The sequence below is a fragment of the Mucilaginibacter sp. MD40 genome (assembly GCF_002288635.1).
Taxonomy (GTDB): domain Bacteria; phylum Bacteroidota; class Bacteroidia; order Sphingobacteriales; family Sphingobacteriaceae; genus Mucilaginibacter.
In genome coordinates this window covers 2,836,158-2,860,881 of the sequence record NZ_NRSW01000001.1, presented here as the reverse complement: position 1 = coordinate 2,860,881, position 24,724 = coordinate 2,836,158, and the positions used below count along the sequence as shown (strand labels likewise).

Annotated in this window: 26 protein-coding genes; 15 read left to right on the top strand and 11 right to left on the bottom strand. The window is 40.7% G+C overall.

The window, feature by feature from the left end; all coding sequences use genetic code 11:
• Nucleotides 1–20 precede the first annotated feature (20 nt).
• On the top strand, nucleotides 21–248 hold the full coding sequence (locus tag CKK33_RS13040) for a VF530 family DNA-binding protein (protein WP_095704526.1): 228 nt from the start codon (nucleotides 21–23) through the stop codon (nucleotides 246–248).
• On the opposite strand, the gene CKK33_RS13035 is transcribed toward CKK33_RS13040, so the two are convergent.
• A complete protein-coding gene (locus tag CKK33_RS13035) occupies nucleotides 245–1,558 on the bottom strand; it encodes a DEAD/DEAH box helicase (protein WP_095704525.1) in 1,314 nt (437 codons plus the stop codon). The two genes, CKK33_RS13040 and CKK33_RS13035, sit on opposite strands and share 4 nt — an antisense overlap.
• Nucleotides 1,559–1,726: 168 nt before the next feature.
• Between CKK33_RS13035 and fucP the strand changes: the two genes are divergently transcribed.
• Genes fucP through CKK33_RS13020 form a run of 3 tightly spaced genes read left to right on the top strand, consistent with a single transcriptional unit; the run spans nucleotide 1,727 to nucleotide 4,801 of the window.
• The gene (gene fucP, locus CKK33_RS13030) at nucleotides 1,727–3,001 is read left to right on the top strand and encodes an L-fucose:H+ symporter permease (protein WP_095704524.1); all 1,275 of its coding nucleotides are present in this window, start codon (nucleotides 1,727–1,729) and stop codon (nucleotides 2,999–3,001) included.
• Between the two features lie 27 nt (nucleotides 3,002–3,028).
• Nucleotides 3,029–3,733 (top strand): NUDIX domain-containing protein, encoded by a 705-nt coding sequence (locus CKK33_RS13025; protein WP_095704523.1) that lies wholly within the window; start codon nucleotides 3,029–3,031, stop codon nucleotides 3,731–3,733.
• A gap of 51 nt (nucleotides 3,734–3,784) precedes the next feature.
• Nucleotides 3,785–4,801, top strand: a complete 1,017-nt coding sequence (locus CKK33_RS13020) for a type IX secretion system membrane protein PorP/SprF (RefSeq protein ID WP_095704522.1) — start codon at nucleotides 3,785–3,787, stop codon at nucleotides 4,799–4,801.
• Between the two features lie 66 nt (nucleotides 4,802–4,867).
• Here the strand turns inward: CKK33_RS13020 and rpoN are convergent, their stop codons facing one another.
• Nucleotides 4,868–6,340 carry an RNA polymerase factor sigma-54 gene (gene rpoN / locus CKK33_RS13015; RefSeq protein WP_095704521.1) on the bottom strand — a complete coding sequence of 491 codons (1,473 nt, stop codon included), beginning with the start codon at nucleotides 6,338–6,340 and terminating at the stop codon, nucleotides 4,868–4,870.
• A 163-nt stretch (nucleotides 6,341–6,503) separates the two neighbouring features.
• On the opposite strand from rpoN, the gene mscL reads away from it, so the two are divergent.
• Entirely contained in the window at nucleotides 6,504–6,893 is a 390-nt protein-coding gene (mscL, locus tag CKK33_RS13010) for a large-conductance mechanosensitive channel protein MscL (RefSeq protein ID WP_095704520.1), read from the top strand.
• A 107-nt stretch (nucleotides 6,894–7,000) separates the two neighbouring features.
• On the opposite strand, the gene CKK33_RS13005 is transcribed toward mscL, so the two are convergent.
• Nucleotides 7,001–7,879 carry a ChaN family lipoprotein gene (locus CKK33_RS13005; RefSeq protein WP_095704519.1) on the bottom strand — a complete coding sequence of 293 codons (879 nt, stop codon included), beginning with the start codon at nucleotides 7,877–7,879 and terminating at the stop codon, nucleotides 7,001–7,003.
• A 139-nt stretch (nucleotides 7,880–8,018) separates the two neighbouring features.
• On the opposite strand from CKK33_RS13005, the gene rpmH reads away from it, so the two are divergent.
• The 4 genes from rpmH (at nucleotide 8,019) to tsaB (ending at nucleotide 9,645) form a co-directional block, all read left to right on the top strand.
• A complete protein-coding gene (gene rpmH, locus CKK33_RS13000; RefSeq protein ID WP_078348371.1) occupies nucleotides 8,019–8,177 on the top strand; it encodes a 50S ribosomal protein L34 in 159 nt (52 codons plus the stop codon).
• 75 nt (nucleotides 8,178–8,252) lie between these two features.
• Nucleotides 8,253–8,636, top strand: a complete 384-nt coding sequence (locus tag CKK33_RS12995) for a ribonuclease P protein component (protein ID WP_095704518.1) — start codon at nucleotides 8,253–8,255, stop codon at nucleotides 8,634–8,636.
• The gene (yidD, locus tag CKK33_RS12990) at nucleotides 8,633–8,875 is read left to right on the top strand and encodes a membrane protein insertion efficiency factor YidD (RefSeq protein WP_095704517.1); all 243 of its coding nucleotides are present in this window, start codon (nucleotides 8,633–8,635) and stop codon (nucleotides 8,873–8,875) included. The genes CKK33_RS12995 and yidD overlap by 4 nt, the downstream gene beginning before the upstream one ends.
• An 86-nt stretch (nucleotides 8,876–8,961) precedes the next feature.
• Nucleotides 8,962–9,645 (top strand): tRNA (adenosine(37)-N6)-threonylcarbamoyltransferase complex dimerization subunit type 1 TsaB, encoded by a 684-nt coding sequence (tsaB, locus tag CKK33_RS12985; RefSeq protein ID WP_095704516.1) that lies wholly within the window; start codon nucleotides 8,962–8,964, stop codon nucleotides 9,643–9,645.
• Here the strand turns inward: tsaB and CKK33_RS12980 are convergent.
• Together CKK33_RS12980 and CKK33_RS12975 are read right to left on the bottom strand one after the other, a co-directional pair.
• Nucleotides 9,642–11,096, bottom strand: coding sequence for a DUF5723 family protein (locus tag CKK33_RS12980; RefSeq protein WP_095704515.1), 1,455 nt, complete (start codon nucleotides 11,094–11,096; stop codon nucleotides 9,642–9,644). The genes tsaB and CKK33_RS12980 overlap by 4 nt on opposite strands.
• Nucleotides 11,097–11,205: 109 nt before the next feature.
• The gene (locus CKK33_RS12975) at nucleotides 11,206–12,798 is read right to left on the bottom strand and encodes a hypothetical protein (protein WP_095704514.1); all 1,593 of its coding nucleotides are present in this window, start codon (nucleotides 12,796–12,798) and stop codon (nucleotides 11,206–11,208) included.
• 86 nt (nucleotides 12,799–12,884) lie between these two features.
• Between CKK33_RS12975 and CKK33_RS12970 the strand changes: the two genes are divergently transcribed.
• From CKK33_RS12970 to CKK33_RS12960, 3 genes are all read left to right on the top strand, one after another.
• Nucleotides 12,885–13,271: a DUF423 domain-containing protein gene (locus tag CKK33_RS12970; protein WP_095704513.1), complete on the top strand. Its 387-nt coding sequence runs from the start codon at nucleotides 12,885–12,887 to the stop codon at nucleotides 13,269–13,271.
• Nucleotides 13,272–13,278: 7 nt separating this feature from the next.
• A complete protein-coding gene (gene priA, locus CKK33_RS12965; RefSeq protein WP_095704512.1) occupies nucleotides 13,279–15,768 on the top strand; it encodes a primosomal protein N' in 2,490 nt (829 codons plus the stop codon).
• A 145-nt stretch (nucleotides 15,769–15,913) separates the two neighbouring features.
• Nucleotides 15,914–16,570, top strand: coding sequence for a protein-L-isoaspartate(D-aspartate) O-methyltransferase (locus CKK33_RS12960; protein WP_095704511.1), 657 nt, complete (start codon nucleotides 15,914–15,916; stop codon nucleotides 16,568–16,570).
• Between the two features lie 83 nt (nucleotides 16,571–16,653).
• On the opposite strand, the gene smpB is transcribed toward CKK33_RS12960, so the two are convergent.
• The 3 genes from smpB to CKK33_RS12945 all read right to left on the bottom strand — a co-directional run bounded on the left by smpB (nucleotide 16,654) and on the right by CKK33_RS12945 (nucleotide 19,781).
• Nucleotides 16,654–17,103 carry an SsrA-binding protein SmpB gene (gene smpB / locus CKK33_RS12955; protein ID WP_095704510.1) on the bottom strand — a complete coding sequence of 150 codons (450 nt, stop codon included), beginning with the start codon at nucleotides 17,101–17,103 and terminating at the stop codon, nucleotides 16,654–16,656.
• A gap of 144 nt (nucleotides 17,104–17,247) precedes the next feature.
• Nucleotides 17,248–19,134 (bottom strand): Nramp family divalent metal transporter, encoded by a 1,887-nt coding sequence (locus tag CKK33_RS12950; protein WP_095704509.1) that lies wholly within the window; start codon nucleotides 19,132–19,134, stop codon nucleotides 17,248–17,250.
• Complete coding sequence (locus CKK33_RS12945) at nucleotides 19,131–19,781, bottom strand: metal-dependent transcriptional regulator (RefSeq protein WP_095704508.1); 651 nt, start codon at nucleotides 19,779–19,781, stop codon at nucleotides 19,131–19,133. The genes CKK33_RS12950 and CKK33_RS12945 overlap by 4 nt, the downstream gene beginning before the upstream one ends.
• Before the next feature lie 129 nt (nucleotides 19,782–19,910).
• On the opposite strand from CKK33_RS12945, the gene CKK33_RS12940 reads away from it, so the two are divergent.
• A complete protein-coding gene (locus CKK33_RS12940; protein ID WP_095704507.1) occupies nucleotides 19,911–20,381 on the top strand; it encodes an Lrp/AsnC family transcriptional regulator in 471 nt (156 codons plus the stop codon).
• A 172-nt stretch (nucleotides 20,382–20,553) separates the two neighbouring features.
• Entirely contained in the window at nucleotides 20,554–21,189 is a 636-nt protein-coding gene (locus CKK33_RS12935) for a DUF2306 domain-containing protein (RefSeq protein WP_095704506.1), read from the top strand.
• 38 nt (nucleotides 21,190–21,227) lie between these two features.
• Here the strand turns inward: CKK33_RS12935 and ung are convergent, their stop codons facing one another.
• Nucleotides 21,228–21,908, bottom strand: a complete 681-nt coding sequence (ung, locus tag CKK33_RS12930) for a uracil-DNA glycosylase (RefSeq protein ID WP_095704505.1) — start codon at nucleotides 21,906–21,908, stop codon at nucleotides 21,228–21,230.
• 74 nt (nucleotides 21,909–21,982) lie between these two features.
• Here ung and CKK33_RS12925 point away from each other — a divergent pair, with 74 nt between their 5' ends.
• Nucleotides 21,983–22,534 (top strand): lipopolysaccharide assembly protein LapB, encoded by a 552-nt coding sequence (locus tag CKK33_RS12925; protein WP_095704504.1) that lies wholly within the window; start codon nucleotides 21,983–21,985, stop codon nucleotides 22,532–22,534.
• An 18-nt stretch (nucleotides 22,535–22,552) separates the two neighbouring features.
• Here the strand turns inward: CKK33_RS12925 and CKK33_RS12920 are convergent, their stop codons facing one another.
• Nucleotides 22,553–22,819 carry a hypothetical protein gene (locus tag CKK33_RS12920; RefSeq protein WP_095704503.1) on the bottom strand — a complete coding sequence of 89 codons (267 nt, stop codon included), beginning with the start codon at nucleotides 22,817–22,819 and terminating at the stop codon, nucleotides 22,553–22,555.
• A gap of 181 nt (nucleotides 22,820–23,000) precedes the next feature.
• Nucleotides 23,001–24,722, bottom strand: coding sequence for a lysine--tRNA ligase (gene lysS / locus CKK33_RS12915; protein ID WP_095704502.1), 1,722 nt, complete (start codon nucleotides 24,720–24,722; stop codon nucleotides 23,001–23,003).
• Between the last annotated feature and the right edge of the window lie 2 nt (nucleotides 24,723–24,724).

The window sequence follows — 24,724 nt, the reverse complement described above, 5'->3', positions numbered from 1 at the left end:
TAACTTTTACTACTTAAGGAATGAACGAACAGCCTAATAATCCCTTGCATGGTAAAACCCTTGAAGCAATATTAAAATCACTTGTAGCGCATTTGGGTTGGGCCGAGCTGGGATACAGGATACATATAAACTGCTTTTTAGACAATCCCAGTATTAATTCAAGCCTTAAGTTCCTCAGAAAAACACCCTGGGCACGTAAGAAAGTAGAAGATTTGTATCTGCAATATGCCCCGGAGCTAAAAAATTAATGATTTTTTTTCTTGTTCATTTTTGCTTTTTTTGAAGAACTATAGTTGTAATTTTTCGCGTTTTCAGGCTTCTTTTCATGAAAGGCTTCTCCGGGTACATACTTTTCTGCCACTTTATGTACCTGTTTTTGTTTTGCAGCCTTTAGAGCCTCTTTTTCTTTGCGGTCTTTTTCAATAACCAGATCATCAGGCAGATCGGCTCGTTGCAATTTATGCCCTGTAACCTGTTCTATCCTGCGTACCTGGTCAAGTTCAAGATCGGTTGCAAAGGTTAGCGCGATAGTTTCATTATTATCGGTATCCCGCGCTTCAATGTGATTGATGTAAACCTGTTTGTCATCCGGCAGGTCAAAGTGGATAATAAAGGGAATTTCATCAAGCGCATGTTGCTCTTCAAGCTCATTTGCTATTAATAAAACCCTCAGTTTATCATCGTGCATAAACTCGCTTATAGTATTTACTGCTTTATACTCAAATGAAAGCGGTTTAATAAAGGCTGTGGCAAGCCGTGGCTTTCTCAACAAGCTTTTAAAAACAGTTTCCGCAGTTAGCCTGGTATTAGTAAAAACAACCACTTTTGTAAACACTTCGCTATCTTGTAAAAAAAGATTAAGCAGGTTTAATTTGGTGCCAAAATTGGGTACATGATATAACATCTGCGGGTATACCGGCACCTGTTCTAAACCCAACTCGTCAATTTCTATTGTAGCGGGTTGTACCATCAGCGGCGTTACCATTTTATCAATCTTATCATGCATCACTTCGGTAAATACCAGTCGTTGTGCTTTATCAATGCTGTTTGATAATTCAGCAACCGGAAGTTGCAGGCCCTTTTTTACTATGGCATGGGCATCATCAATAATCAGTAATTCAACTTTATTGAGATTGAGGCCGAGTTTAAGGTAAATAGCCCGGGCACGATCTGGGGTAGCTATGACAATATCAGCACCTTCGGCCAGTTCATCCAATTGGCTATCAACCCCAGCTCCATTATGTAATGTAATGATACGTATAGTTTTGTTGCGATTAATAAGGTCGAAAGAGTTGTATATGTTTTCAACCGTTTCCTGGTCGGGGGCCAAAATGAGGGCCTTTGGCACATTGTCGGCACTATGCTTAAAGCGGTTAAGCGTTGCTAATACAAGCGTAGTTGTTTTCCCACTTTGCTGTGGTGCAATGGCTATTACATCCTGCCCGCCAATAATCCTGTTAAGCGTTCTTAATTGAATTTCTTTTGGAGCATTGAATCCCGCTTCAGTTACCGCTCTTATCAATTGTTTATTTAGCTTAATTTTTTCTGCCCAGGCCATATGATTATGTATAGAATTTGCAAAGATACCAAAACACAAGTGCAATTATGCCCATGCAACACCAAGGACGCCTTTATTTATGATGGTAATTAATTCTTTACAGCTTTATTTATTTAGCTGCCTTTAAATATTTATATTCAGCGCTTAATTTTACCAATTATACCTATAATGTCAAAAGACAAGAGCCTGGCCGCAGTGGCCCTTATTACATCTCTTTTTTTTATGTGGGGATTAGCGTTAAACCTTAACCCTATACTCATACCGCATTTAAAAAAAGCCTGCCAGTTATCAGATTTCCAATCATCGTTAATTGATTCCGCGTCATACATCGCTTATTTTATTTTACCCATACCGGCAGCCCAGTTCATGAAAAAATATAGCTACAAGGGAGGGATCATTCTTGGACTATTGCTTTTTTCTGTAGGCGCCATATTGTTTTACCCGGCTGCTGCTGTACGTAATTACGCGTTTTTTTTGGGCTCGCTTTTTATTGTGTTTTCAGGAATGGCTTTCCTCGAAACTGCTGCCAACCCGCTTATAACATTGGTAGGTGAACCCAAAGGCGCTACAGTGCGAATTAACCTGGCTCAAACCTTCAATGGGCTTGCAGCTACTTTGGCGCCGTTAATTGGCGGCCGTTTTATTTTATCGGGTAAACTGCTTGGTCCGGCCGAAGAAAAGGCAATGTCACCTCAGCAACTGGATGCTTACCTTACGCATGAAGCCTCTTCGGTACAAATACCTTACCTGGTGATCGGCCTGCTTGTTTTTTCGGTTGCAGTGATGGTATGGCGTACTCATTTTCCGAAAGTAAAAGAAGAAACAGATGAGGCGCTCGATAACAAGATGCCTTTGTCTGCACGTATTGGTGAACTATTGAAAGATAAACATCTGATGTCTGGTGTGCTGGCCGAATTTTTTTATGTTGGCGCACAAGCTTGTGTAAGCAGCTTTTTTATACGTTATAGCTATCACGTTGCAGGTATTGGCGAAAAAGATGCTGCTGAACTATTAAGTATTGCGTTCCTGCTATTTATGATCGGTAGGCTTTCGGGCACAGGGCTTATGTTGATATTTAACCCGGTTAGGCTGTTAGTTACTTATGCTATCATCAATATCGCTTTAATTATCACAGCAATTAACATAGAAGGCCATGCAGCTATATATGTGTTAATGGCAGTTTGGTTCTTTATGTCGATTATGTTTCCAACCATATTCTCATTAAGTATCCGTGATCTTGGTAAGAAAACGAAGCTGGGCTCATCACTGGTTATTATGGGTATTGTTGGCGGTGCCGTGCTGCCTCCAATAATGGGTAAGATATCCGATTTAACCAACATCCAATTTTCGTATATTGTACCATGTATATGTTTTGCGGCCATACTGTGGTTTGGCATTAAAAACCTGCGTGTTAAAAAGCTTGATGTAGTTAACGCTCATTAAGTATTCAGATCAATAAACTATAGAAAAATGCACCAGTATCCGGGTCAAAAAAAAATATTAGTTGCTGTAGATTGTATCATTTTTGGATTTGACGGGCAGAACGTAAAACTTTTGCTGGTACAACGTGCCATTGAACCGGGAATAGGGAAGTGGAGCCTGATGGGTGGTTTTATTAACCCAACCGAAAGCCCCGAAGATGCCGCCAACCGGGTTTTGTATGAGCGCACCGGTTTAAAAAATGTATACATGGAGCAGTTTAGGGTTTTTGGTAACCCAGACCGCGACCCTGTAGACCGTACGATATCTATAGCCTACTTTGCGTTGATAGATATCCATCAATACGAGAAACAATTGGTGGATGTAAACCATCCGGAGTGGTTCCTGCTTACAGAAATGCCCGAACTTATTTTTGACCACAGCGAAATGGTTAAGCTTGCTTTAAAGCAATTACGCTATAAGGCCGCTTTGCATCCTATACTATTTCAGTTATTGCCGGGTAAATTTACCATACCGCAATTGCAAACACTCTACGAAGGGGTTTACCAAACCAAATTTGACGACCGAAATTTTAGCCGTAAATTATTATCAACCGGTTTACTCATCAAGCAGAACGAGAAAGATAAGCAATCATCAAAAAAAGGCGCTTTTTATTATCAGCTCGATCAATCAAGTTATGAAAAGAACATCGAAAAATTTCTTAACCTGGTACCTAACCCAGATAAATTTATATAATTTTACGGAGTTAGCCTGTTAACTGTTACGGTAATTATTCCTGCAATTTAATTGAAAAGAGCCTTATCACTTATTATTCTTGTAAGTTTTGCTGCATTGGTAAACGCGCAGCAAAAACCTCAATACACACAGTATGTTCTTAATAACTTTTTATTGAACCCCGCTGTTACTGGCATTGAGAATTATACAGATGTTAAGCTCGGTTACAGAAGCCAGTGGAGCGGGATAGACGGCGCACCTGTCACAGCGTTCGCTACCATAAATGCGCCGATAGGAACAGCGTTTACACAGGGTGATGCTGCCGGTTTAGAGCCGATGGGAGGGGAAAGCCCATACAGCCGTTTATACACCAGTGACTATCGCGCGGCAGAGCCGCACCACGGCATAGGGTTTATGTTGGTAACTGATAAGGCAGGGCCATTAGATCAAACAAATGTTGCCGTGACATATGCCTATCACTTGGGTATTACCAGTAAACTTAATTTAGCGGTTGGTGTATCAGCAGGTGCCAATCACCTGCATTTAAATACATCGCAGTTAACCTTTGAAAACCCAAATGACCCCGTACTTAATTATCTTGAAAATAATAAATGGAAGCCGGATTTAGGGTTAGGGTTGTGGGCATACTCTGCCAACTATTATTTTGGTGTTTCGGCGCAGCAAATATTACCTCAAACACAATATATTTCTACCTCTACCAATAATGCTAACATTAATAAAACTGTTCCGCATTACTTTGTAACGGCAGGGGTACGGCTTTATCTTTCTGATGACGTTTCGATACTGCCATCGGCATTGCTAAAGTTTATTGATCCGCTACCGGCTACATTTGATGTAAATGTGAAGATGTCTTTTAGAGAGAGGTTTTGGTTTGGAGGCTCTTACAGGCGTAATGATTCCTTTGGCGTATTGGCAGGTTTTAACCTCAGTTCACTTATTAATGTGAGTTACGCTTACGATGCTACCACATCACCGCTCAGAACGGTAAGCAACGGCTCACACGAGCTGGTATTGGGGATACTACTCAATAATAAATATAAGCTTACGGGCCCGCAACATGGTTGGTAACAGTATTATTTAAGCTTACAGCTCTGTATTTTCGGATATTTTTCCGGCAGTAAAAAAGCTCAAATCTTATAACTCTTTCCTTAGCCTTGCAACCGGTATGTTCATCTGTTCGCGGTATTTAGCAACCGTACGGCGGGCAATATTATAACCGGCTTCCTTTAAAATTTCTGTAAGTTTTTCATCGGCTAATGGATGGCGTTTATCCTCCTTGCCTATATGCTCTTCCAGTATTTTTTTAACTTCTTTGTTAGAAACCTCTTCGCCGCTTTCCGTTTGTATAGCTTCGCTAAAGAATGATTTTAGCAGAAAGGTGCCATGCTCTGTTTGTACATATTTGGAATTAGCCACACGTGATACCGTTGATATATCCATACCTATACGGTCGGCAATATCTTTCAGGATCATTGGCTTCAGATTCTTATCATCGCCGGTTAAAAAGAAATCGTATTGATATTGCATAATGGCATTCATGGTTTTAAGCAAAGTTTGCTGCCTTTGCTTAATAGCATCAATAAACCATTTTGCCGAATCGAGCTTTTGTTTAACAAACTGAACGGCCTCTTTTAGCTTTTTATCTTTTTGTGAAGCTTTATCATAATGTTGAAACATTTCCTGATAAGAGCGGCTTACTCTTAATTCGGGCGCGTTTTTAGAGTTCAGTGTAAGTACCAGTACACCATCATTGTTTTTGATATGAAAATCGGGTATAACCTGCATTTGTTTGGTACTTACCTCATTACTATCGCCAGGCTTAGGGTTAAGTTTAAGGATTTCTCCTACTACAGCCCGTAATTCATGAGCGTTCATGCTGAGCGCTCTTTCCAGCTTATCGTAATGTTTACGGGTAAACTCTTCAAGGTAATTTTCTACCACTAAAATGGCTTTTTTAATTACCGGGTCATTTACATCCTTACGGCGTAGTTGTATAAGCAGGCACTCTTGTAATGTTCGTGCGCCAACCCCTGCCGGGTCAAAACCCTGTATCACTTTCAGCATGTCTTCAACTTCCTCATCCTCGGCCATCACATTTTGCGAAAATGCCAGGTCGTCTGTGAGCGACATAATAGGGCGTCTGAGATAGCCATCATCATCAAGGCTGCCAATGATCTGTTTGCCAATAGAAAAATCTTTATCAGATAACGGTAACAGATCTAACTGAGCTTGTAAGTTTTCAAAAAATGAACTTTGTACAGCTATTGGTATTTCTTTGCGGTCGTCGTCGTCATCGCCATTATTATCGTAACGGCTGCCATAATCATTTACACTGTCGTCCTGTAAATAGTCGTCAATGTTAAATTCGTCCATTTCACCACCCTCGTTATCGTTATCATAATTATCATCAGGATCACGATCCGGGTATTGCTCCTCAGGCTCATTTATATTGGTGAGGCTCATATCTTCAAGTGCCGGGTTCTCTTCCAGTTCTTCCTTGATACGGGTATCTAATGATACGGTAGGCACCTGCAGCAATTTGATGAATTGTATTTGCTGCGGCGAAAGCTTTTGTAAAAGTTTCTGTTGAAGATTTTGTTTTAGCATAATAAAAATAGACGCGGAGCCAAAAATACAGCAATTACGTGTAAGTTTTAAAATAACTTATAAAAGCCGCATTTACGTTGTAAAATGTTTTTGGGTGTGCTTTTGTTTGGCGTAAAGAGATATTTATTGTTAACTTTAGTTAAAACAACAAACGGAAAACATTATGGGATTTGTAAAAGAGTTTAAAGAATTTGCCGTTAAAGGCAACGTATTAGATCTGGCAGTTGCAGTAGTAATCGGTGGTGCTTTTGGTAGTATCGTAAAATCATTGGTTGATGATATTATTACTCCTGCAATACTTACGCCTGCATTAAAGGCTGCTCATTTAAGTAACCTAAGCGAGCTGGTAATACCCGGTACAGCTATTAAATACGGTAACTTTATCTCTCAAGTTATTTCATTCATCATTATCGCGTTAGCGTTGTTCATTATCATTAAAGGCCTTAATAGCTTTAAAAAGAAAGAAGCTGTTGCACCTACAGTAGAGCCAACTCCAACTAAAGAAGAAGTATTATTAACCGAGATAAGAGATTTGTTAGCTAAAAAGGCTTAAACTTATTTTGGTCATTGGGTCATTACGCTTCTCTGTCATTGAGTCACTATTGATATACTATAGCAATAATGGGTTTGAGAACTCCTTAACGACCGAATGCCCCCAAATTAAAACGTCTTTGGTAATTTAGGGTCCGTAAGTACAATAAAGTCGGCCATTTTTTCAAATTTGGCCCAGTCGGGGTTTTCAAAGCTGTCATCAGCGTAGGCTGCAATGTTGACCATACGAACGGTCGATAGATATTTTTTAAGCTGGGCGGCAACGCCCAGCTTTTCTTCGCTATGGAAACCTCCGTTTACCTGCATTACTTTAAAGCCTTTATGCGTTTTAAGAAATTGAGCAATATGGTAAGCCATGGTAGCGTCCCACACATTTTGCGACTGATAGATCTTCATGTTACCCATGGCATTATGCCCGCCCATAATAGTCACAAATTTTTCGTAATAAGCCCCTGTTGCAGTATCAATTGGCAGCGGCGCCAACCAGCTTTTGGCCTGCTTGCTTAGCCGGTTTAAAGTTTCCAGCCCATCGCGGGTAACCATATTGGTGTAGCGGATAGGCGCATTAGCTGCAATTACAGGTATGTGCGCTGCTTTTGCCTGTTCAATCATAGAGCGGTAATCTTTATAGTTATTCCAGGCACGGCCTTCTGTTATGAGGTTTTTTTCGCGGATAAACCCTGCCAGGTATTCGTCCAGTACAGTTTGGCAATCCGTCTGGAACATCTCCAGGGATAAAGCTGATTTGTCAGGGTATTTCTCAACGATCTTCTGTAACAATAATGCTTCAAGGTAATGGCCCGTTGAGTCGTTATGTTCTTCGCCAAAAAAGAGCACATCAGCTTTAGCCAAAGCGTTCACAATATCATCTATTGTGGCGGGCGCTTTTTTTGCGGTGTTATAAATTTTATAGTGCGCAGACATGTCTTCTTGCGCCACAGTAATTAACGGCACAATTAAAAATAGTATGGCTACAAGTTTTTTCATGCGTTGGTAGTTGAACTGACTGTTAATAAATTTAGCCAAATAACTGCATAAGTATTTGAAAAAACTAAAAATTACACTACATTTGCACTCTTGTTTTTAAACCCAACGATTTAGAAGACGAATAGAATAAAATATAGCCATGAAAAGAACGTTCCAGCCTTCACAGAGGAAAAGAAAAAATAAACACGGTTTCCGTGAGCGTATGTCATCTGCCAATGGCAGAAGAGTACTTGCTGCAAGAAGAGCTAAAGGCAGAAAAAGATTAACTGTATCTGACGAGCGCAGCCACAAAGCTTAATCATGGTTGTTTTTCTGCACGTGCAGAAAGCTAACCGATTGATTATCTCATAGCTCCGGTTCAGCATTAACAACTATGTATACTTTTAAAAAAGAAGAACGGTTATGTAATAAGAAGCTTATTGATGGGCTTTTTCATAACGGTTCTTCTTTTTTATGTTATCCCTTCCGTGTATCGTGGATGTACACTGCTGAGGAGCAGTTATACCCCGTGCAGATAGTTTTCGCGGTATCAAAAAAACGCTACAAACGCGCTGTTGACCGTAACGTGGTTAAACGGCGTATGCGTGAAGCTTATCGCCTAAACAAGCACCAAATTTTATATCAGCATTTAAACGATAACGGTAAAAGGCTCATATTGTCAGTAAATTATATTGGTAAAGAAATTGCCCAATATGATTTTTTTGAAAAGAAAATGGTAAAGCTTTTAGCTCAACTTGCTGCGGAGGCTACCAAATGAATGCGCTGTGGAGTGGTATAAAAGCCATCTTCAGCGCTTTTTTTTTGCTGTTGATAAGGCTGTACCAATATCTCATCTCACCCATATTACCTAATTCTTGCCGGTATACGCCTACCTGTTCGCAATATGGTGTAGAAGCTATCCGTAAATATGGCCCTTTTAAAGGCGGTTGGCTCACTTTAAAGCGTATAGCGCGTTGTAATCCCTGGGGAGGTCATGGCCATGATCCGGTGCCTTGACATTAAGTCAGGATTCAAATTAAGAAGTCAAAAATAATGCACGATCCTCAATTTCTACTTTTGAATTTCTACTTTTGAATTTCATTATGATTTTACAGATAGAAACTGCCACTACATCTTGTTCTGTTGCTATTGCCAAAGCTGGTAAAGTAATTGCTTACCGGGAGATAAACATGCGCAATGTACATGCCGAGGTAATTACTTTATATATAGATGAGATATTGAAACAAGGGAATTATAATTATAACGATATTGATGCGATAGCCGTAAGCAGTGGACCGGGTTCATATACGGGGTTACGTATTGGGGTTTCAACTGCCAAAGGTTTATGCTTTGCTTTAGACAAGCCGCTAATATCTGTGGATACACTGGCATCCATGGCAAGCGGACTGGCTTCTACTAAAACCATAGAAAGCAACACGCTATTATGCCCTATGATTGATGCAAGGCGAATGGAGGTTTATACCGCTATTTATGACCAAAGTGGCAATCAAATAAAGCCTATAGCCGCTGAAATTATAACACCGGAAAGTTTTGCCGATATATTGCGGGAAAATAAGATTTCTTTTTTCGGCGATGGTTCAGAAAAATGCCGCGAGTTATTAGATACACATCCCAACGCTATCTTTATTGAAGGGTTTACCAATTCTGCCAGGCATTTAACTCAAATAGTACAAAATAAGTTTGAAAAAGGGCTGTTTGAAGATGTTGCCTATTTTGAGCCCTACTATTTAAAAGATTTTATTGCCGGTAAAAAAGCGATTAGTTAATCGCCGTTATCTTTTCCCCATATACCATTCCACATACGTTTAATTAATCCCGGCTTTTCTCCAAGTGGTATATGGCTGGAATTAAGCGGATGCTCTATTACGTTGCCGAATTTAACGGAGAATCCCAAAAAGAAATCGGCCCCGGTGTAAAATGGGTTACTATTAATACTACTATTGTTTTTACTTGCGGCACTTGCAAAACTCACACTTTGAAATAGCCTGTCGCTGCCAATAAAAAATTCGGCGTTGGGCGATTTAACCATCAACTGTAAACCGGCATTAAAAACTTTGTAATTATTATAAGCTGCTACAACTGTTCCGGTGAAGTTTTTGTATTGAATGGGGTTAGATAGCGCCGCTGTATAGCCATCATAAAAAAGCTCTTTTTGAACAATAAGGGTAGGTGAGTACCTTAAGGTCATCTGGTTATCCAACCAGTAAGATTTATTAGCGCTTAGCTCAAATTTAGCATTGGTTGGCGACATAAAACCGGTTGTTTTATCGCCTGATCTTACAATTTCGCGTGCGCTTCCGTATAATTTTTCCTCAAGCTTGTAACCATCATTAGCGTTGGGAATAACATAGGGATTATTTACATCATTAAATAAACTTTGTATTGATTTGTTACTCCAGTGAATAAAACCAAGATCTTTAAGATTTGCCTGTATATTGAAGTTATCACGTGTTTTGATCAGCGTACCAATGCTAATAGAAGCACCGGGGTTGCGGAATGACGGCAATAGATCATGACCGCTAAATTTGCCTGGTGTATAGCTTATTCTATAATCCCCCTGTAGGCCTAATTGGGCATTATTCGCTGCATTGTCTATCTGCAGGTAAGATTGATCTATATTAAGTCTCTGATATTGAATTCCTAACAAAGCACTTAATTTTATACCTAAAGCAAATTGTTTGCTGAACTTTTCACGGTAAGCAAAGCTAAACTGGTGATAAGCCTGGTAACGGAAGTTGTTATTAAGTACGTTAATATATGGTGCGCCGTCAACAAAGTTTTTTGTTCCGTTAAGCAACAGTAGGGTTTCATCAGTAAAAAGGCCTGTACCTTCTGCACGGGTTTGTGCCGAAAAACCTATTTCCTGGTCGCCATCAAGGCTTTTAAAAATCCGGAGCATCAACCAATAAGTAATCGCATCAACTTTAGCCCGGCTAAATTTATTTTGGCCCATAACCAGGTTGTCGGTTATATAAGTTCCGTTAAACGCCCTGCTTTTAAGCGGTACTTGACCATTGCCCGTTAAAAAGAAATTGCTGCCAAGGTTAGGTATAAAAAAATTAAACGCAATATACCGGCTCGTATCCGGCACAAAGGTAGTTTGCGCAGGGTTTTCAAAAGAATCAAAAAGGGTACCGGTATTGTATTGAGAAAACTGCTGGCCAAATACTGTAGCTGAGATAGTGAGTAAAAATACAGCCAGTAATAAACGCTTCATATATGTGTGCAATGCCTGTCTATCTTAATATTGCCAATAGGCTTAATAGGTTACTAATATCTGTTTTTAAACGGATTTTGAAGACAGTGGGTTGTGTTTTTTATATTATTTATTCGGTTTTTACAGTGGCAGTGCTATCCGGCGGGTTTTGTAAAAGGAAAAAATTGGTATAGTAGTTTTTGTCACTTGCGCTAAACTGTAAACTTGCGCCATAAAAATTACTAAAAGATAAATCGCTGTTTTTAAAAGCAATAAAAAATTGTGGCTTTAACGATTGTTTAAGTATTTGCTGCGCATTTTTAAAATGCAGCAAAAAGTTAATATTGCTCCGTTCGGCAAGCAGTTTATTAAATGGCAGGTACTTATCGGTTTTACTCAGAAAACTCCGTTTAAAATAACTTTCGCTGAAACTTTGAAGCTCATTAACTGAGTTGGCGAGTATGAGATAGTTATCAATAATGCGGAAATACGGCTTTTTAAATATGCTGAATACATCGCCAAGTAAAAAATAAGGTATTTTGGCGTAATTAAATTGGCCAATATCATCATTGACCATGGTGCTGATATTGGTCATAAACGGCCTTAACTCTGAGCCGTTTTTCACAGCTATTAAAGCGAAACGTTCATTAAAACGAGTAGTGATAACTGCGAATTCGTTACCGGAAAGTTTTTCAAATTCCGGTTCTATTTTTATACCAGTTTCTGTTTTTATTTTTGATAATAACGCGTCTTTTTCCGCCTGTAAGCCGGCTTTTTGTTGGAATGTTGACAGGTTTTCAAAGTAACGCGGAATGTCTGAAACGGCCAATCCTGTGGCATACGCTGTTGTAACAGGATAAAGATCTCTCAGATGGTTTTCTACAGGTTGTTGTTGCGTGAAAATACTCAGATAGCTGCCGGGTTTATTAGTTTGCAGCATAGTATAGCCGCTAAACATGATCGCATCGTTTTTATAATTAAGGTTGAGTGCGGATGATGCGGCTAATAATCTAAAGGGTTTGAATATCTCGGTATTAGCAATAAAAAGGCGATCAAAAATTGGCTGTAAATGCTCGTAGTTAACGTAAAGATTAATAAGTGAGTTGGAGTTTTGCTGATCTGGAAGCAGCATGAAATGATGCTGTTCTTTTGGTGCAGTGTAAGATGCTGCTCTTTCTACTAATTCTTTAGAAAAACTGGCGGTAAAAACATTCCCTCCATTGTGAAAAACAAACAAACGCTTTTTAAGCTGATTAAAATATATGGTATACCCTTTTCTTTCACCTAATTTCAAAGGATTGATCAGCATTCCTGCCGGGTGCTGTTTGGAAATATCATCAATACTTTCTGCATCTATATTTTTAGCAGAAATGGTCAACAATAAGGGCAAATCGTTATTAGCCCCCGGGTGTACAGATATGAACGCGTTATGCCCGTTAAATGCTTTATTGAGTAACGAGTTATCAATCAAAACCTTCTTTACAACTTCAAGTTCGCTCAGTTGATCTCTGCCTATAAGGTTACCAAGAATGGTGTTGCCCTTATAAATATCGTAAAAGCTGTTTTCATTGGTAAATTCAAATACAAGCGCCGCGTCATCAGGAATAGTACGGATAACATTGCCGGCATGTGCAGCTGATGTACTTAGGTTAGTGAAATATTTAACCGTTACATAAGCTATGGCTGCAATCAAAATTAATGTAATAACAATCAGTCGTTTCATTCCTGTGTTTGTGGCGCAATTTAGAATTTTACCGTACCACAATAAAGTAATACTTTCATTTGGTTAACTTAGCCTTTTATATCTGCATGAACAAACAAATCATCATTACAGCATCGCTGCTGGGTGCAATTGCGGTTGTTGCCGGCGCTTTTGGTGCCCACGCATTAAAAAGTTCGCTATCGGCTAAGCAATTGGAAGTATGGCATACCGCTGTGCAATACCAGTTTTACCATGTGTTTGCTTTGCTGTTCCTGTCTACCTTTACCCGTTTTAAAAATAAACTTATCTCGGTTGCCTATTACATGTTCACACTGGGCATTGTGTTTTTTTCAGGATCTCTTTATTTATTATCCACGCGTGAATTGTTAGGCATGCCTGGTTTAGCAGCTCTTGGGCCAATAACCCCCATTGGTGGCTTGCTGTTTATAATAGGATGGGTTGTTCTGGCCTTAGCGGCTTTCCGGAATAAATAATTGGTATATGTTAGAGCTCGCCGAAGGTGCTTCAGGTACACGTAAAACGCTTTTTGTTGAAGTAATATTGCCTTTGGCAATAAGCATAAATTACACCTATCGTGTACCCTATGAGCTTAATAATTCCATAGCCATAGGAAAAAGGGTGGTGGTGCAATTCGGCAAAAGCAAGTTGTATACAGCAATTGTAGCCGCGGTTACTGAACACGCCCCTGAAAAATATGAGGCTAAATACTTGCTCGACATATTGGATGACAGGCCTGTAGTAACGTTAAAGCAATTGGAGTTTTGGCGATGGCTGGCCGAATACTACCTGTGTAACGAGGGTGAGGTAATGAATGCCGCACTGCCATCGGCCCTTAAGCTGGCCAGTGAAACTAAAGTTATGCTCAACAAAGAGCAGGCGTACGATAAGGCACAACTTAATGATAAGGAATATTTAATTACTGAGGCGCTGGATATTCAGCCGGAGTTAACGGTAAGCGATATTGTGAAATTGCTGGGGCAAAAAACGGTAATGCCCATATTGAAATCATTATTTGAGAAAAATATTATCCATATATCAGAGGAGGTCGCGGATCGTTATAAACCCCGTAAACGCACTTATATAAAGCTAAATCCCGAATACTACAACCAGGGAAAACTGGAAGAACTGTTTATCATACTCGAAAAAAAAGCGCCTAAGCAGGCCGACGCGGTATTGGCTTATATGAAGCTATCGCGTCAGCAAAAAACTGTTACAAAGGCTGAATTGCTTGAAGCGAGCGGTGCAGGCGACTCGAGTGTCCGTTCGCTGGTAGAAAAGGATGTTTTTCTGATCGAGGAGAAAACAGTTTCGCGCCTGGGCGATGATGAGGATGAAGACACCATAAGCAATTTTGTTTTAAGTGATGCCCAGCAAGATGCATTGGAGAGTATACAGCAACAATTTGAACATAAAGATGTGGTGTTGCTGCATGGCGTCACTTCATCCGGGAAAACGCAGATATACATAAAGCAAATTGAAGCTGCAATGGCTGCCGGGAGACCTGTTTTGTATTTGTTACCGGAGATAGCGCTTACCACGCATATTATAGAACGTTTACGGATCTATTTCGGAAGTTCGATTGGTGTATATCATTCGCGCTTTAATGATAACGAGCGGGTAGAGGTTTGGCAGAAAGTATTGAACGGCGAGTATAACGTAGTTCTCGGCGCCCGCTCATCGGTTTTTTTGCCATTTACAGACCTAGGGCTCATCATTGTGGATGAAGAGCATGAAACATCTTATAAACAGTTTGACCCGGCTCCTCGCTACAATGCCCGCGACGCGGCCATTTATTTAGCTAACAAATACGGAGGCAAGGTATTGTTGGGTTCGGCAACACCATCTTTTGAAAGTTATTACAATGCCAGGGTAGGTAAGTACGGTTTAGTTGAACTTACCGAACGCTATGGCGGTGTGCAGCTGCCGCTAATACAGGTGGTGAGCATAACAGAAGAGGTTAAGCGTAAAACCATGCAATCGCATTTTAGTAGTGTGCTGGTGCAGGATATTTACCAGGCTCTTGACCAAAAAGAGCAGGTAATACTTTTCCAAAACAGGCGCGGTTATGCACCGGTACTTATGTGTAAAGTTTGTGCTTATACACCGAAATGTGTTAACTGTGATGTAAGCCTTACCTATCATAAGCATTCGCATAAACTGCATTGTCATTACTGTGGTTACAAGGAAGATCCACCAAATATTTGTCCTGCATGCGGATCAACTCACCTGGAATATAAGGGCTTTGGCACAGAAAAGGTGGAGGATGAATTATCAATTTTAATTCCTGAGGCCAAGCTGGCACGGATGGACCTGGATACCACGCGCTCACGTAATGCGTTACAAAACATACTCAACAACCTGGAGGAAAAGAAAATAGATATATTGGTAGGTACACAAATGGTAGCTAAAGGGCTCGATTTTGCCGATGTTACAGTGATAGGTATTATTAATGCAGATAGTTTGTTAAAATATCCGGACTACCGGGCAAACGAGCGCAGTTATCAGATGCTGGCACAGGTGAGCGGGAGAGCAGGCAGGCGGGGGAAACAGGGTAAAGTAGTTATACAAACTTATGACCCTAATCACCGGGTAATTAAGCAGGTGATCAATAATGATTACGCTGATCTTTATTTCACCGAGATGGAGGAGAGAAAAAGCTTCAAATATCCCCCTTACTATCGTATTATTAATTTGTATATCAAGCATAAGGACCCTGATGTATTGTATAACCAGGCCGAATATCTGGCTACAGAACTTCGTAAACACTTTGGGGAGCGTGTTGTTGGGCCTGAGGCACCGCTAATTAACCGCATTCGTAACTTTTATATCAAATCGGTCATGCTCAAATTTGAGCGCGATAGTATTTCTATTGTAAAGGCCAAGGCCCTCATAAAAGAGGTGATCACCTTATTTCAAACCACAAAACTAAGTAAAGGGTGTATTGTACAACCCGATGTTGATCCATATTAATTGTATGGTTTATTACATCCTCTATTAGTGAGAAATGCTTTGGTGTATGTGTAAAAATAATCTCTCTTAAAATCAATTGATAAAAGTTTATTTGCTAAGGCGCTCCTTAATAACTGGCCAATTCGTAGTATTTTAGCACTGGATTATGGCGTACAAGTTTATTGATAATTACCGCGAGCAAGGGGCCCGTAAGCGATTGGTTGAGCTATTGCGTAAAAAGGGCATCGAGGATGAAAAAGTATTAGCGGCTATTGGTAAGGTGCCCCGGCATTATTTTTTCGATGAAACATTTTGGAACCAGGCCTATAAAGATATTGCTTTCCCGATAGGTGAGGGGCAAACCATATCACAACCCTATACCGTGGCTTACCAAACGGAATTATTGCATATAAGCAAAGGTGATAAAGTACTGGAAATAGGAACAGGTTGTGGTTATCAAACCTGTATATTGTTAGAACTTGGCGCAAAAGTATTTACCATTGAACGCCAGGAAAAGCTTTATGAACGTACTATCCAGGTTTTGCCATACATGGGTTATAAGCCCAAATTCTTTTTAGGTGATGGTTCTATTGGCATTGCCTCAGATGCACCGTATGATAAAATCATTGTTACGGCAGGCGCCCCGACCGTGCCCGAAATCTTATTAAAACAACTTAAAATTGGCGGCATCATTGTAATACCGGTAGGCGACGAGAAATCACAAAAAATGGTTACCGTGCTTAAAACCAGCGAACATGATTATGAACGCCATGTGTTAGACACCTTTAGGTTTGTGCCTTTGGTAGGCGATAGGGCGTGGTAGCTTTAGTAGGCAATAGATAGTTTGCAGTTAGCAATTTATAACCAGCAGTTTTCTCATGCAAACTGCGGACTTAAAACTGAAAACTACCGCTTCATCGCTCTATCCATTTCCAGTTTGGTATCACGCTCTTTCAAGGTTTCGCGTTTGTCGTAGGTTTTTTTACCCTGGGCAAGTCCTATCTCCAGTTTGGCAAATCCGCGTTCGCTAATGAACAATGCTAAAGGAACTATGGTTAAACCCTTTTCTTCACCGCGGGTCTGCAGCTTTTTCAGTTCTTTTTTATGAAGCAAAAGCACACGGTCGCGCTTGGCCTCGTGATTGTAGAACGAACCGTAAGAATATTCGGAAATATGCAGGTTGCGCACATATAACTGTCCATCAATAAAAGTGCAAAATGCATCATTTATGTTGGCCTTGCCATTACGGATAGATTTGATCTCAGTACCCAAAAGCTGTATGCCGGCCACATACTTATCCAGTATGCTGTACTCAAAGTAGGCTTTTTTATTCTTGATATATACGTTCTGCTCCATCCTTAAACTTTTGGGATTGCAAATATGCAATTATTTAAGCGAATCAAGATTAAAGGGAATCACGAATCAAGACAACCAACAGCCATCCAATTTTTTTCGGCTCGCGATTTTCATTTCTTAACTCCTGACTCTTTAAGTCCTGCCTCACTTCTTTTGCGGTTTAACAACCAGTACCGGTACGTTAACCTTATGCCTTACTGCATCAACCGTTGTGCCAAATATCAGATCTTTTAAAACCTTATGCCCGTGCGAACCCATTACCAGGAAGTCTATTTGCATTTCTTTGGTGATTTGCGAGATTGCGCCGGCTGCGCCGCCAAAACCAATTTTAGCCTCAGCCTTATAACCCAGGTCGTTGAGTGTTTTTACATACTTATCCAGATTATCTACGTCGCTTTGAGTTTCGCTGTCCATAACCTGTTTTCCGTAATAACGGGCTCCGGCTGTTTCTACTATGTGTATAAGACTATAATGTGCCCGCTTGCCACCCTGCATCAATGCATGCCTTATCGTATCCTGATCATTTCTTGAAAAATCAATAGTAATGCCTATCTGCTTATAATGCACTGCTTCGAGGTTATCAAGGGTTGATGCCAAACCGTGTGGTACCCGCACCGGTTGGTTAGCATGTTTATATAGTAGCGGCCTCAGAAAAACGTAAAGCATAAGTACACCAATACATACAGCGATGGGACTGATCACAAAATGAACCAGATTTGCAGCACCCGGCCCTTCCGTAGCCCAGGTATCTATTTCCTGTATCACCAAACGCACGTTAAGCCCAACAATAACTACCGCGAAGAACCAGGCCGCAATTTTCATGGGCACGCTGTTAGCAAACTCGCCCATACGCTTCTTGTCTGATGTAAAGTGTATCAGTGGTATCACCGCGAAGCCTAATTGCAAGCTCAATACTACCTGGCTTAATATCAGCAATTTGCCTAATCCTTCATCGCCTGCATGTAAAATGGTACAGAAAGCCGGTATAATAGCCAGCAGCCTGGTAAGCAAACGACGTAGCCATGGGGCAATCCTCAGGTTAAGGTGACCTTCCATAATGATCTGCCCGGCCAAAGTACCAGTTACCGTTGAGCTTTGCCCGGCGGCAATCAAGGCAATGGCAAATAACGCAGGGGCCAACTTACCGAAAATGTTGGTGAGCAATTTATGCGCATCCTGTATTTCGGCAACTTCATGGAACCCGCGATAGTAAAAGGCAGCTGCAGCTAATATTAGGATCGCTGCATTCACAAAGAAAGCCAGGTTCAAGGCAATAGTGGTATCCCAAAAGTTATAGGTGATGGCTTTTTTAATACCATCGGCCGAGCGGTCTATCTTGCGGGTTTGCACCAATGAAGAATGCAGGTATAAATTATGCGGCATTACCGTGGCACCGATGATACCAATAGCAATGTACAGTGCCTGACTGTTCAATTGTGTTGGGATAAAACCTTTGGCAACATCCATCATATGAGGTTTAACAATAAACATCTGCGCCAGAAATGCCACGCCTACAATGAATATCAATGAGATGATAAAACCCTCCAACTTGCGCATGCCTTTATTGAGTAATAGTAAAAGGAGCAAAGTATCAAGCAAGGTGATACATACCCCCCAGATCAGCGGCAGGCCGAATAATAAATTAAGCCCTATGGCCATACCAATAATCTCGGCCAGGTCGCAAGCTACAATGGCTATTTGCGCCATTACGTAAAGGCAGAAATTCACGAATGGCGGATAGGTGTGTTTTGATGCCTGCGCCAGATCTAAGCCACGTACGATACCTAACCTAACGCAAAGGTTCTGCAGTAACAACGCAATAAGATTAGATAACAGCAGTACCCATATTAATTTATAACCAAACTGGCTGCCGGCGGCAAGGTCGGTAGCCCAATTGCCCGGGTCCATATAACCCACGCTAACCAGGTAAGCCGGACCGAGGAATGATAACACTTTTCGCCAGCCGGTTTTATTTTCTGTAGTAACAGTGTTGTGTACGTTACCTAATGAATGCGAGTCGTGCTGCGTCATATTGCTATTAATATATTGTTGGCCACATCGCGGCTTATTTGTAATTGTTTATTATCCATTTCCAGTATTACGGTGTTATCATAACCGATGATCTCTTTTATCGTCACCCGCTTGCCTATCGTAAGCTTTTGTTGCTCCAGATACTGTAAGAACGGAGTAGTGTGGTCGCCCACGCCGGATATAACCCCTGAAGTATTGGGCTTCACAGCCGAAATCGGCTTTAAGGCTGTTGCTTTTATATTACCATCACAATCCGGTATCGGGTCGCCATGCGGGTCGCGGGTAGGGTGCCCCATAAAGGCATCGAGGCGGTTTATTAATTCAGTTGATGATATATGTTCCATTTCTTCGGCCATATCATGTACTTCATGCCATTTAAAATGAAGCTTTTCAACCAAGAAATGTTCCCATAGTCTGTGCCTTCTCACTATATTCAATGCCACCTTTTCGCCGGCTTTAGTTAAGCTTACACCCTGATATCGGGCATAATTAACTAATGCTTTGTCAGCCAGTTTACGCACCATATCCGTAACAGACGATGCTTTAGTAGCCAGTTCTGCAGCTATTTGGTTAGTACTTACGTTCCTTGCAGTAAGAGATAATTTGTATATGGCTTTTAAATAATTTTCCTCGGCTAATGTATTCATTTAAGTAAATCTAATAATTTTTTTAGACTCGCCTAAAATTATAAACACGTATTTGAATTGTTTTGTTGTGAGATATTTAAAAAAAATTATATTTTGTGAGATAGAGAATAGTATATATTTGCATTTACCATGGCGTCAGAATTAGATAAAATAGACCTACAGATACTCAAGATATTACAGGAAAACGGCCGCATAACTAATTTGCAGTTGTCTAATGAAATTGGGTTATCACCAGCCCCAACTCTTGAACGTGTTCGGAAACTGGAAAATGCACAGTACATTAAAAGTTACCATGCATTGGTAGATGAAGAAAAACTCGGCCTGGGTATCAAAACATTTATACAGATATCGCTGGATTTTCACCAGAAAAACACCATACAAACTTTTTTAGATGAAATAAAAACCATTAAAGAAGTAACCGAATGCCACCACGTGACCGGACAGTGTGATTTTCTGCTGAAGGTTTATGTACGCGACATTAAATCATACGAACAATTGATCATGGAAAAGATCAGCCGTATATCGGTTGTTAAAACCTTCCAAACCATGATGATCATGAGCACCAGCAAAAAAGAGCCAATAGTTCCGTTGGAATATTAAAGACCAATACAATAGCTCTTGCACCTCGGCTGAAACACCGCAAGATTAGTTCTGCCTTCATATTGTACAGTTTTGCTTAATACCAAGGGTAGCTTATCTTGTCTTTAGGTATTTAATTATTCCGCTCCAATCTTCGTGCAACCGATTCATCCAACTTATCGTCTAAGTTATCATGAAGATTAAAAACCTACCCTGGATCGCGATTGCAATTTTTGCTGTTATTATCGGCTTGTATCCGTTATTGTATTTTTTTGTAGATATGCGTACGAGCGGCTTACTTCAATCAAAGCCTAAAGCTGTTTTAAATAGTGCTTGTTGGAACGCAACTTTTTATACGCACATTACATTTGGGGGAATAGCTTTGCTTATCGGTTGGGCACAATTTAGCGCCAACTTACGCCAGCGGTATATAAACGCGCATAGATTAATGGGTAAATTTTATGTTGCTGCAGTAACTCTCAGCAGCGTAGCAGGTTTATACATTGCTTTCTTTGCTACCGGTGGGCTGGTTTGTGTGTTAGGCTTCAGTTCGTTGGCTATTATTTGGCTTATCAGTAATATTAAAGCCTACATCACTATCCAGAGGGGCAATATCCTGCAACACCAAAACTGGATGACATTAAATTATGCTCTTACCTTTGCAGCAGTCACTTTACGTGTATTTTTGCCCTTGTTAATCATGTTTATATTTCATGATTTTCTCCCGGCTTACCGTGTGGTCTCCTGGTTATGTTGGGTACCTAATTTGATTGTTGCGCTTATCATTATCAACAACAGGCAGAAAAATGTAAATACTCCCTTAAACTAACCAACCTAACAATGTTATTATACAAAGCACCCATACTATTATATCTGCCAATCAATCGGTTTCTTACCCTGCTTTTCTAAAAAGTCATTCGCTTTTGAAAATGGTTTTGAACCAAAGAACCCGCCATGGCTTACTGCCAATGGCGATGGGTGTGTTGATTTAATAATAAGGTGATGGTTGTTAGGGTTGATAAGGGCTGCTTTCGATTGCGCATATGCGCCCCACAAGATGAATACGATCCCTTGCTTCTCGTCCGAAAGTGTTTTGATGGCAGCATCGGTAAATTTCTCCCAACCTTTTTTCTGGTGCGAACCTGCCGTTGCCGCACGTACAGTTAAGGTAGCGTTCAATAACAGCACGCCTTGTTGCGCCCATTTCGTTAAGTCGCCGGTGTTGGGTATTACAAACCCGGGGATATCGGTAGACAGCTCTTTGTAGATGTTCTTTAATGACGGTGGCACGGCTACACCCTTTTGTACCGAAAAGGATAGGCCATGTGCCTGGTTTGGCCCGTGATAAGGATCCTGCCCTAAGATCACCACCTTAACATCGTCAAATGGCGTTATATTAAAAGCATTGAAAATATCAGCATTGCGCGGATAAATGATGTGGCCAGCTTCCTTTTCTTCCTTTAAAAAAGTTTTCAGTTGCTGCATGTATGGTTTATCAAATTCTGCACTTAAATGCTGCTTCCACGTAGGGTCTAATTCTCCTGCCATAAATATTAAATACTGATGTTTATTTAGCGTACAAATAACGATATTTGCGCACTGTTTTTATAGTAATACAAATTATGTCGAATATAGTTAGGTTAGTTATTGCCTGTGTTATAATGGGTGCCGGTGTAACGCTTTGTGCCTTTGGTTTTTGGGGATGGGGAATAACCGTTTTTTTATTAGGTGGCATTACACTGCTTACCTTTTTCTTTAATGAAAATATGATCATAGCGCAGTTTTATCTGCGTAAAGAGAATACAACTAAAGCCGAAGAATTTTTAAACCGTATAAAAAACTACGAGAAAGAATTGAACAAGAACCAATGGGGGTATTACAATATGCTTATTGGTTTGATAGAATCGCGTACCGCGCCGTTAAAGGCCGAAAAGTACTTCAAGAAAGCGCTACAGTTGGGTATGAGCATGTCTCATAATAATGCATTGGCGAAATTGAGCCTGGCGGGTATATCAATGGCTAAGCGCAACAAGCGTGAGGCGGAAATGTACATGAAAGAAGCCGCAAAAGACGACAAGAACAAACTACTGGCCGATCAGATAAAAATGATGAAGGCACAAATGGCGCAAATGGATAAGCAACAGGTTGTGCGCAACTACCGCCCGAAATTCTAAGAAAGAAAAATATCAGAATTACTTCTCGTCGAGTTTGCTGAAATAATCGGGCTCAGCAGAGTTGTTCTCGCTCGGTTCAATGTGCCTGTCAACTAGTGGGGCCGGTGCAAATACAAAGCTTTCAAAAGTCTCTTCTTTATTTTGCTGTTCAGCTTTAACAGGTGCTGATACTTCAACCATTTTCAGCAAACTGCGAATAAATGAAAGATCAAAACTTCTCCTGTTTAGTTTGATCAGGTATTCGTTTTCGTTTATTTCAAGGATGGAGTTAGTCATAACGTTCATTTATAGTGTATTGCTATAAAAATCAACAACCACTATTAAATGAAAGTTTTTACCAGTTTATTTTTTTGTTAAGGATTGTGGAGATTTATTGAAATAAATAACTGGTTGTTTACATATGGTAAAATATCGAAATAGCCGCATGATGTGTTTTGCGGCTATTTCGATATAAACTATAGTGTTATTATGCGAACCAGGCCATTACCTCATCTTTAGCAGGCATAGCTATTTCCAGTTTCAGCTTTTTACGCATACCGCCAAGGTCGTTAAATACCTTATTTGGGTTGCCCACCTTTAACTCTTCAACGCTGTTGAACCCCATTTTATTTAATACAGGTACCCATTCTGAAGGGATGCCTATTGCGGTAAAGTCCTCTATGCTTGGTGCTTTAGCCTTTTTCTCAGGGCGCATCTGTGGGAAGAATAATACTTCCTGTATGGTGCTCTGGTTGGTCATCAACATCACTAAACGATCAATACCTATACCAAGGCCCGATGTAGGCGGCATACCGTATTCCAGTGCGCGCAAGAAGTCGTCATCCATTGCCATCGCTTCTTCGTCACCGCGACCGGCCAGTACCAACTGCTCCTCAAAGCGTTCGCGTTGGTCTATAGGGTCGTTCAGTTCAGAATATGCGTTGCCTATTTCTTTACCGTTCACAAATAATTCAAATCGCTCAACCAAACCTTCTTTACTGCGGTGTTTTTTAGCAAGCGGCGTCATCTCAATAGGGTAATCGGTAATATAGGTAGGCTGGATAAGGTTAGCCTCAACTTTGGCACTGAAGATCTCATCAACCAGTTTGCCTTTACCCATGCTGTCATCAACTTCAATGCCCAACTCTCCGCAGGTTTTGCGTAAGCCGGCTTCATCCATAGCTGAAACATCAATGCCGGTATATTTTTGTATCGACTCGTACATAGATAATTTTTCGTACGGGCCAGCAAAGTTTATTTCGTGTTGGCCAACCTGTACTACCGGTACGCCATGCACGGCACGCGCAACGGTTTCTAAACATTCCTCAACCATGGCCATCATCCATATGTAGTCTTTATAAGCTACATAGATCTCCATAGCGGTATATTCAGGGTTGTGGGTACGGTCCATACCCTCATTACGGAACATTTTACCGAATTCATATACGCCATCAAAACCGGCAACGATTAATCGTTTCAAGTAAAGCTCGTTGGCAATACGTAGGAACAATGGCATATCCAGCGTATTGTGGTGTGTAGCAAACGGGCGCGCCGCAGCACCACCGTGTATAGACTGCAGGATCGGTGTTTCCACTTCCATCCAGCCTTGCGCGTTAAAGTAATTACGCATAGCGGTAATCACTTTTGAACGGTTGATGAAGATTTGTCTAAAATCGGGGTTTACGGTCAGGTCTACATAACGCTGGCGGTAACGTAGTTCAGGGTCAGTAAAGCCATCATGCACAGTACCATCATCCTCCCGTTTCACTATCGGTAGTGGTTTAAGCGACTTGGATAGAATAGTTAGTTCCTGGGTATGGATGGATAGTTCGCCAGTTTGGGTAATAAATGCGTAACCTTTAATACCAACATAATCGCCAATATCTAAAAGCTTTTTAAATACGGTGTTGTAAAGCGTTTTGTCTTCATCCGGGCAGATATCATCGCGTTTAATGTAGATCTGTATACGGCCTGTGCTATCCTGTAATTCAAAGAAAGAGGCGCTGCCCATAATGCGGCGCGTCATGATACGGCCGGCAACTATCACCTGTTTATACTTATCGGGATCGGCTTCAAAGTTTTCAGTAATCTCTTTAGCCCAGGCGTTTACCGGGTAAGCTTCGGCAGGGTATGGGTTGATACCTAATTCGCGAAGATCGTTTAACGATTTACGACGTAAAATTTCCTGTTCGGATAACGCAATACTCATTG

What these genes read in the sequence shown, in the direction of transcription:
- CKK33_RS13040 (WP_095704526.1), top strand. Translation starts at nt 21, where the DNA reads ATGAACGAACAGCCTAATAATCCCTTGCATGGTAAAACCCTTGAAGCA.
- CKK33_RS13035 (WP_095704525.1), bottom strand. Translation starts at nt 1,558, where the DNA reads ATGGCCTGGGCAGAAAAAATTAAGCTAAATAAACAATTGATAAGAGCG.
- fucP (WP_095704524.1), top strand. Translation starts at nt 1,727, where the DNA reads ATGTCAAAAGACAAGAGCCTGGCCGCAGTGGCCCTTATTACATCTCTT.
- CKK33_RS13025 (WP_095704523.1), top strand. Translation starts at nt 3,029, where the DNA reads ATGCACCAGTATCCGGGTCAAAAAAAAATATTAGTTGCTGTAGATTGT.
- rpoN (WP_095704521.1), bottom strand. Translation starts at nt 6,340, where the DNA reads ATGCTAAAACAAAATCTTCAACAGAAACTTTTACAAAAGCTTTCGCCG.
- mscL (WP_095704520.1), top strand. Translation starts at nt 6,504, where the DNA reads ATGGGATTTGTAAAAGAGTTTAAAGAATTTGCCGTTAAAGGCAACGTA.
- CKK33_RS13005 (WP_095704519.1), bottom strand. Translation starts at nt 7,879, where the DNA reads ATGAAAAAACTTGTAGCCATACTATTTTTAATTGTGCCGTTAATTACT.
- rpmH (WP_078348371.1), top strand. Translation starts at nt 8,019, where the DNA reads ATGAAAAGAACGTTCCAGCCTTCACAGAGGAAAAGAAAAAATAAACAC.
- CKK33_RS12995 (WP_095704518.1), top strand. Translation starts at nt 8,253, where the DNA reads ATGTATACTTTTAAAAAAGAAGAACGGTTATGTAATAAGAAGCTTATT.
- yidD (WP_095704517.1), top strand. Translation starts at nt 8,633, where the DNA reads ATGAATGCGCTGTGGAGTGGTATAAAAGCCATCTTCAGCGCTTTTTTT.
- tsaB (WP_095704516.1), top strand. Translation starts at nt 8,962, where the DNA reads ATGATTTTACAGATAGAAACTGCCACTACATCTTGTTCTGTTGCTATT.
- CKK33_RS12980 (WP_095704515.1), bottom strand. Translation starts at nt 11,096, where the DNA reads ATGAAGCGTTTATTACTGGCTGTATTTTTACTCACTATCTCAGCTACA.
- CKK33_RS12975 (WP_095704514.1), bottom strand. Translation starts at nt 12,798, where the DNA reads ATGAAACGACTGATTGTTATTACATTAATTTTGATTGCAGCCATAGCT.
- CKK33_RS12970 (WP_095704513.1), top strand. Translation starts at nt 12,885, where the DNA reads ATGAACAAACAAATCATCATTACAGCATCGCTGCTGGGTGCAATTGCG.
- priA (WP_095704512.1), top strand. Translation starts at nt 13,279, where the DNA reads ATGTTAGAGCTCGCCGAAGGTGCTTCAGGTACACGTAAAACGCTTTTT.
- CKK33_RS12960 (WP_095704511.1), top strand. Translation starts at nt 15,914, where the DNA reads ATGGCGTACAAGTTTATTGATAATTACCGCGAGCAAGGGGCCCGTAAG.
- smpB (WP_095704510.1), bottom strand. Translation starts at nt 17,103, where the DNA reads ATGGAGCAGAACGTATATATCAAGAATAAAAAAGCCTACTTTGAGTAC.
- CKK33_RS12950 (WP_095704509.1), bottom strand. Translation starts at nt 19,134, where the DNA reads ATGACGCAGCACGACTCGCATTCATTAGGTAACGTACACAACACTGTT.
- CKK33_RS12945 (WP_095704508.1), bottom strand. Translation starts at nt 19,781, where the DNA reads ATGAATACATTAGCCGAGGAAAATTATTTAAAAGCCATATACAAATTA.
- CKK33_RS12940 (WP_095704507.1), top strand. Translation starts at nt 19,911, where the DNA reads ATGGCGTCAGAATTAGATAAAATAGACCTACAGATACTCAAGATATTA.
- CKK33_RS12935 (WP_095704506.1), top strand. Translation starts at nt 20,554, where the DNA reads ATGAAGATTAAAAACCTACCCTGGATCGCGATTGCAATTTTTGCTGTT.
- ung (WP_095704505.1), bottom strand. Translation starts at nt 21,908, where the DNA reads ATGGCAGGAGAATTAGACCCTACGTGGAAGCAGCATTTAAGTGCAGAA.
- CKK33_RS12925 (WP_095704504.1), top strand. Translation starts at nt 21,983, where the DNA reads ATGTCGAATATAGTTAGGTTAGTTATTGCCTGTGTTATAATGGGTGCC.
- CKK33_RS12920 (WP_095704503.1), bottom strand. Translation starts at nt 22,819, where the DNA reads ATGAACGTTATGACTAACTCCATCCTTGAAATAAACGAAAACGAATAC.
- lysS (WP_095704502.1), bottom strand. Translation starts at nt 24,722, where the DNA reads ATGAGTATTGCGTTATCCGAACAGGAAATTTTACGTCGTAAATCGTTA.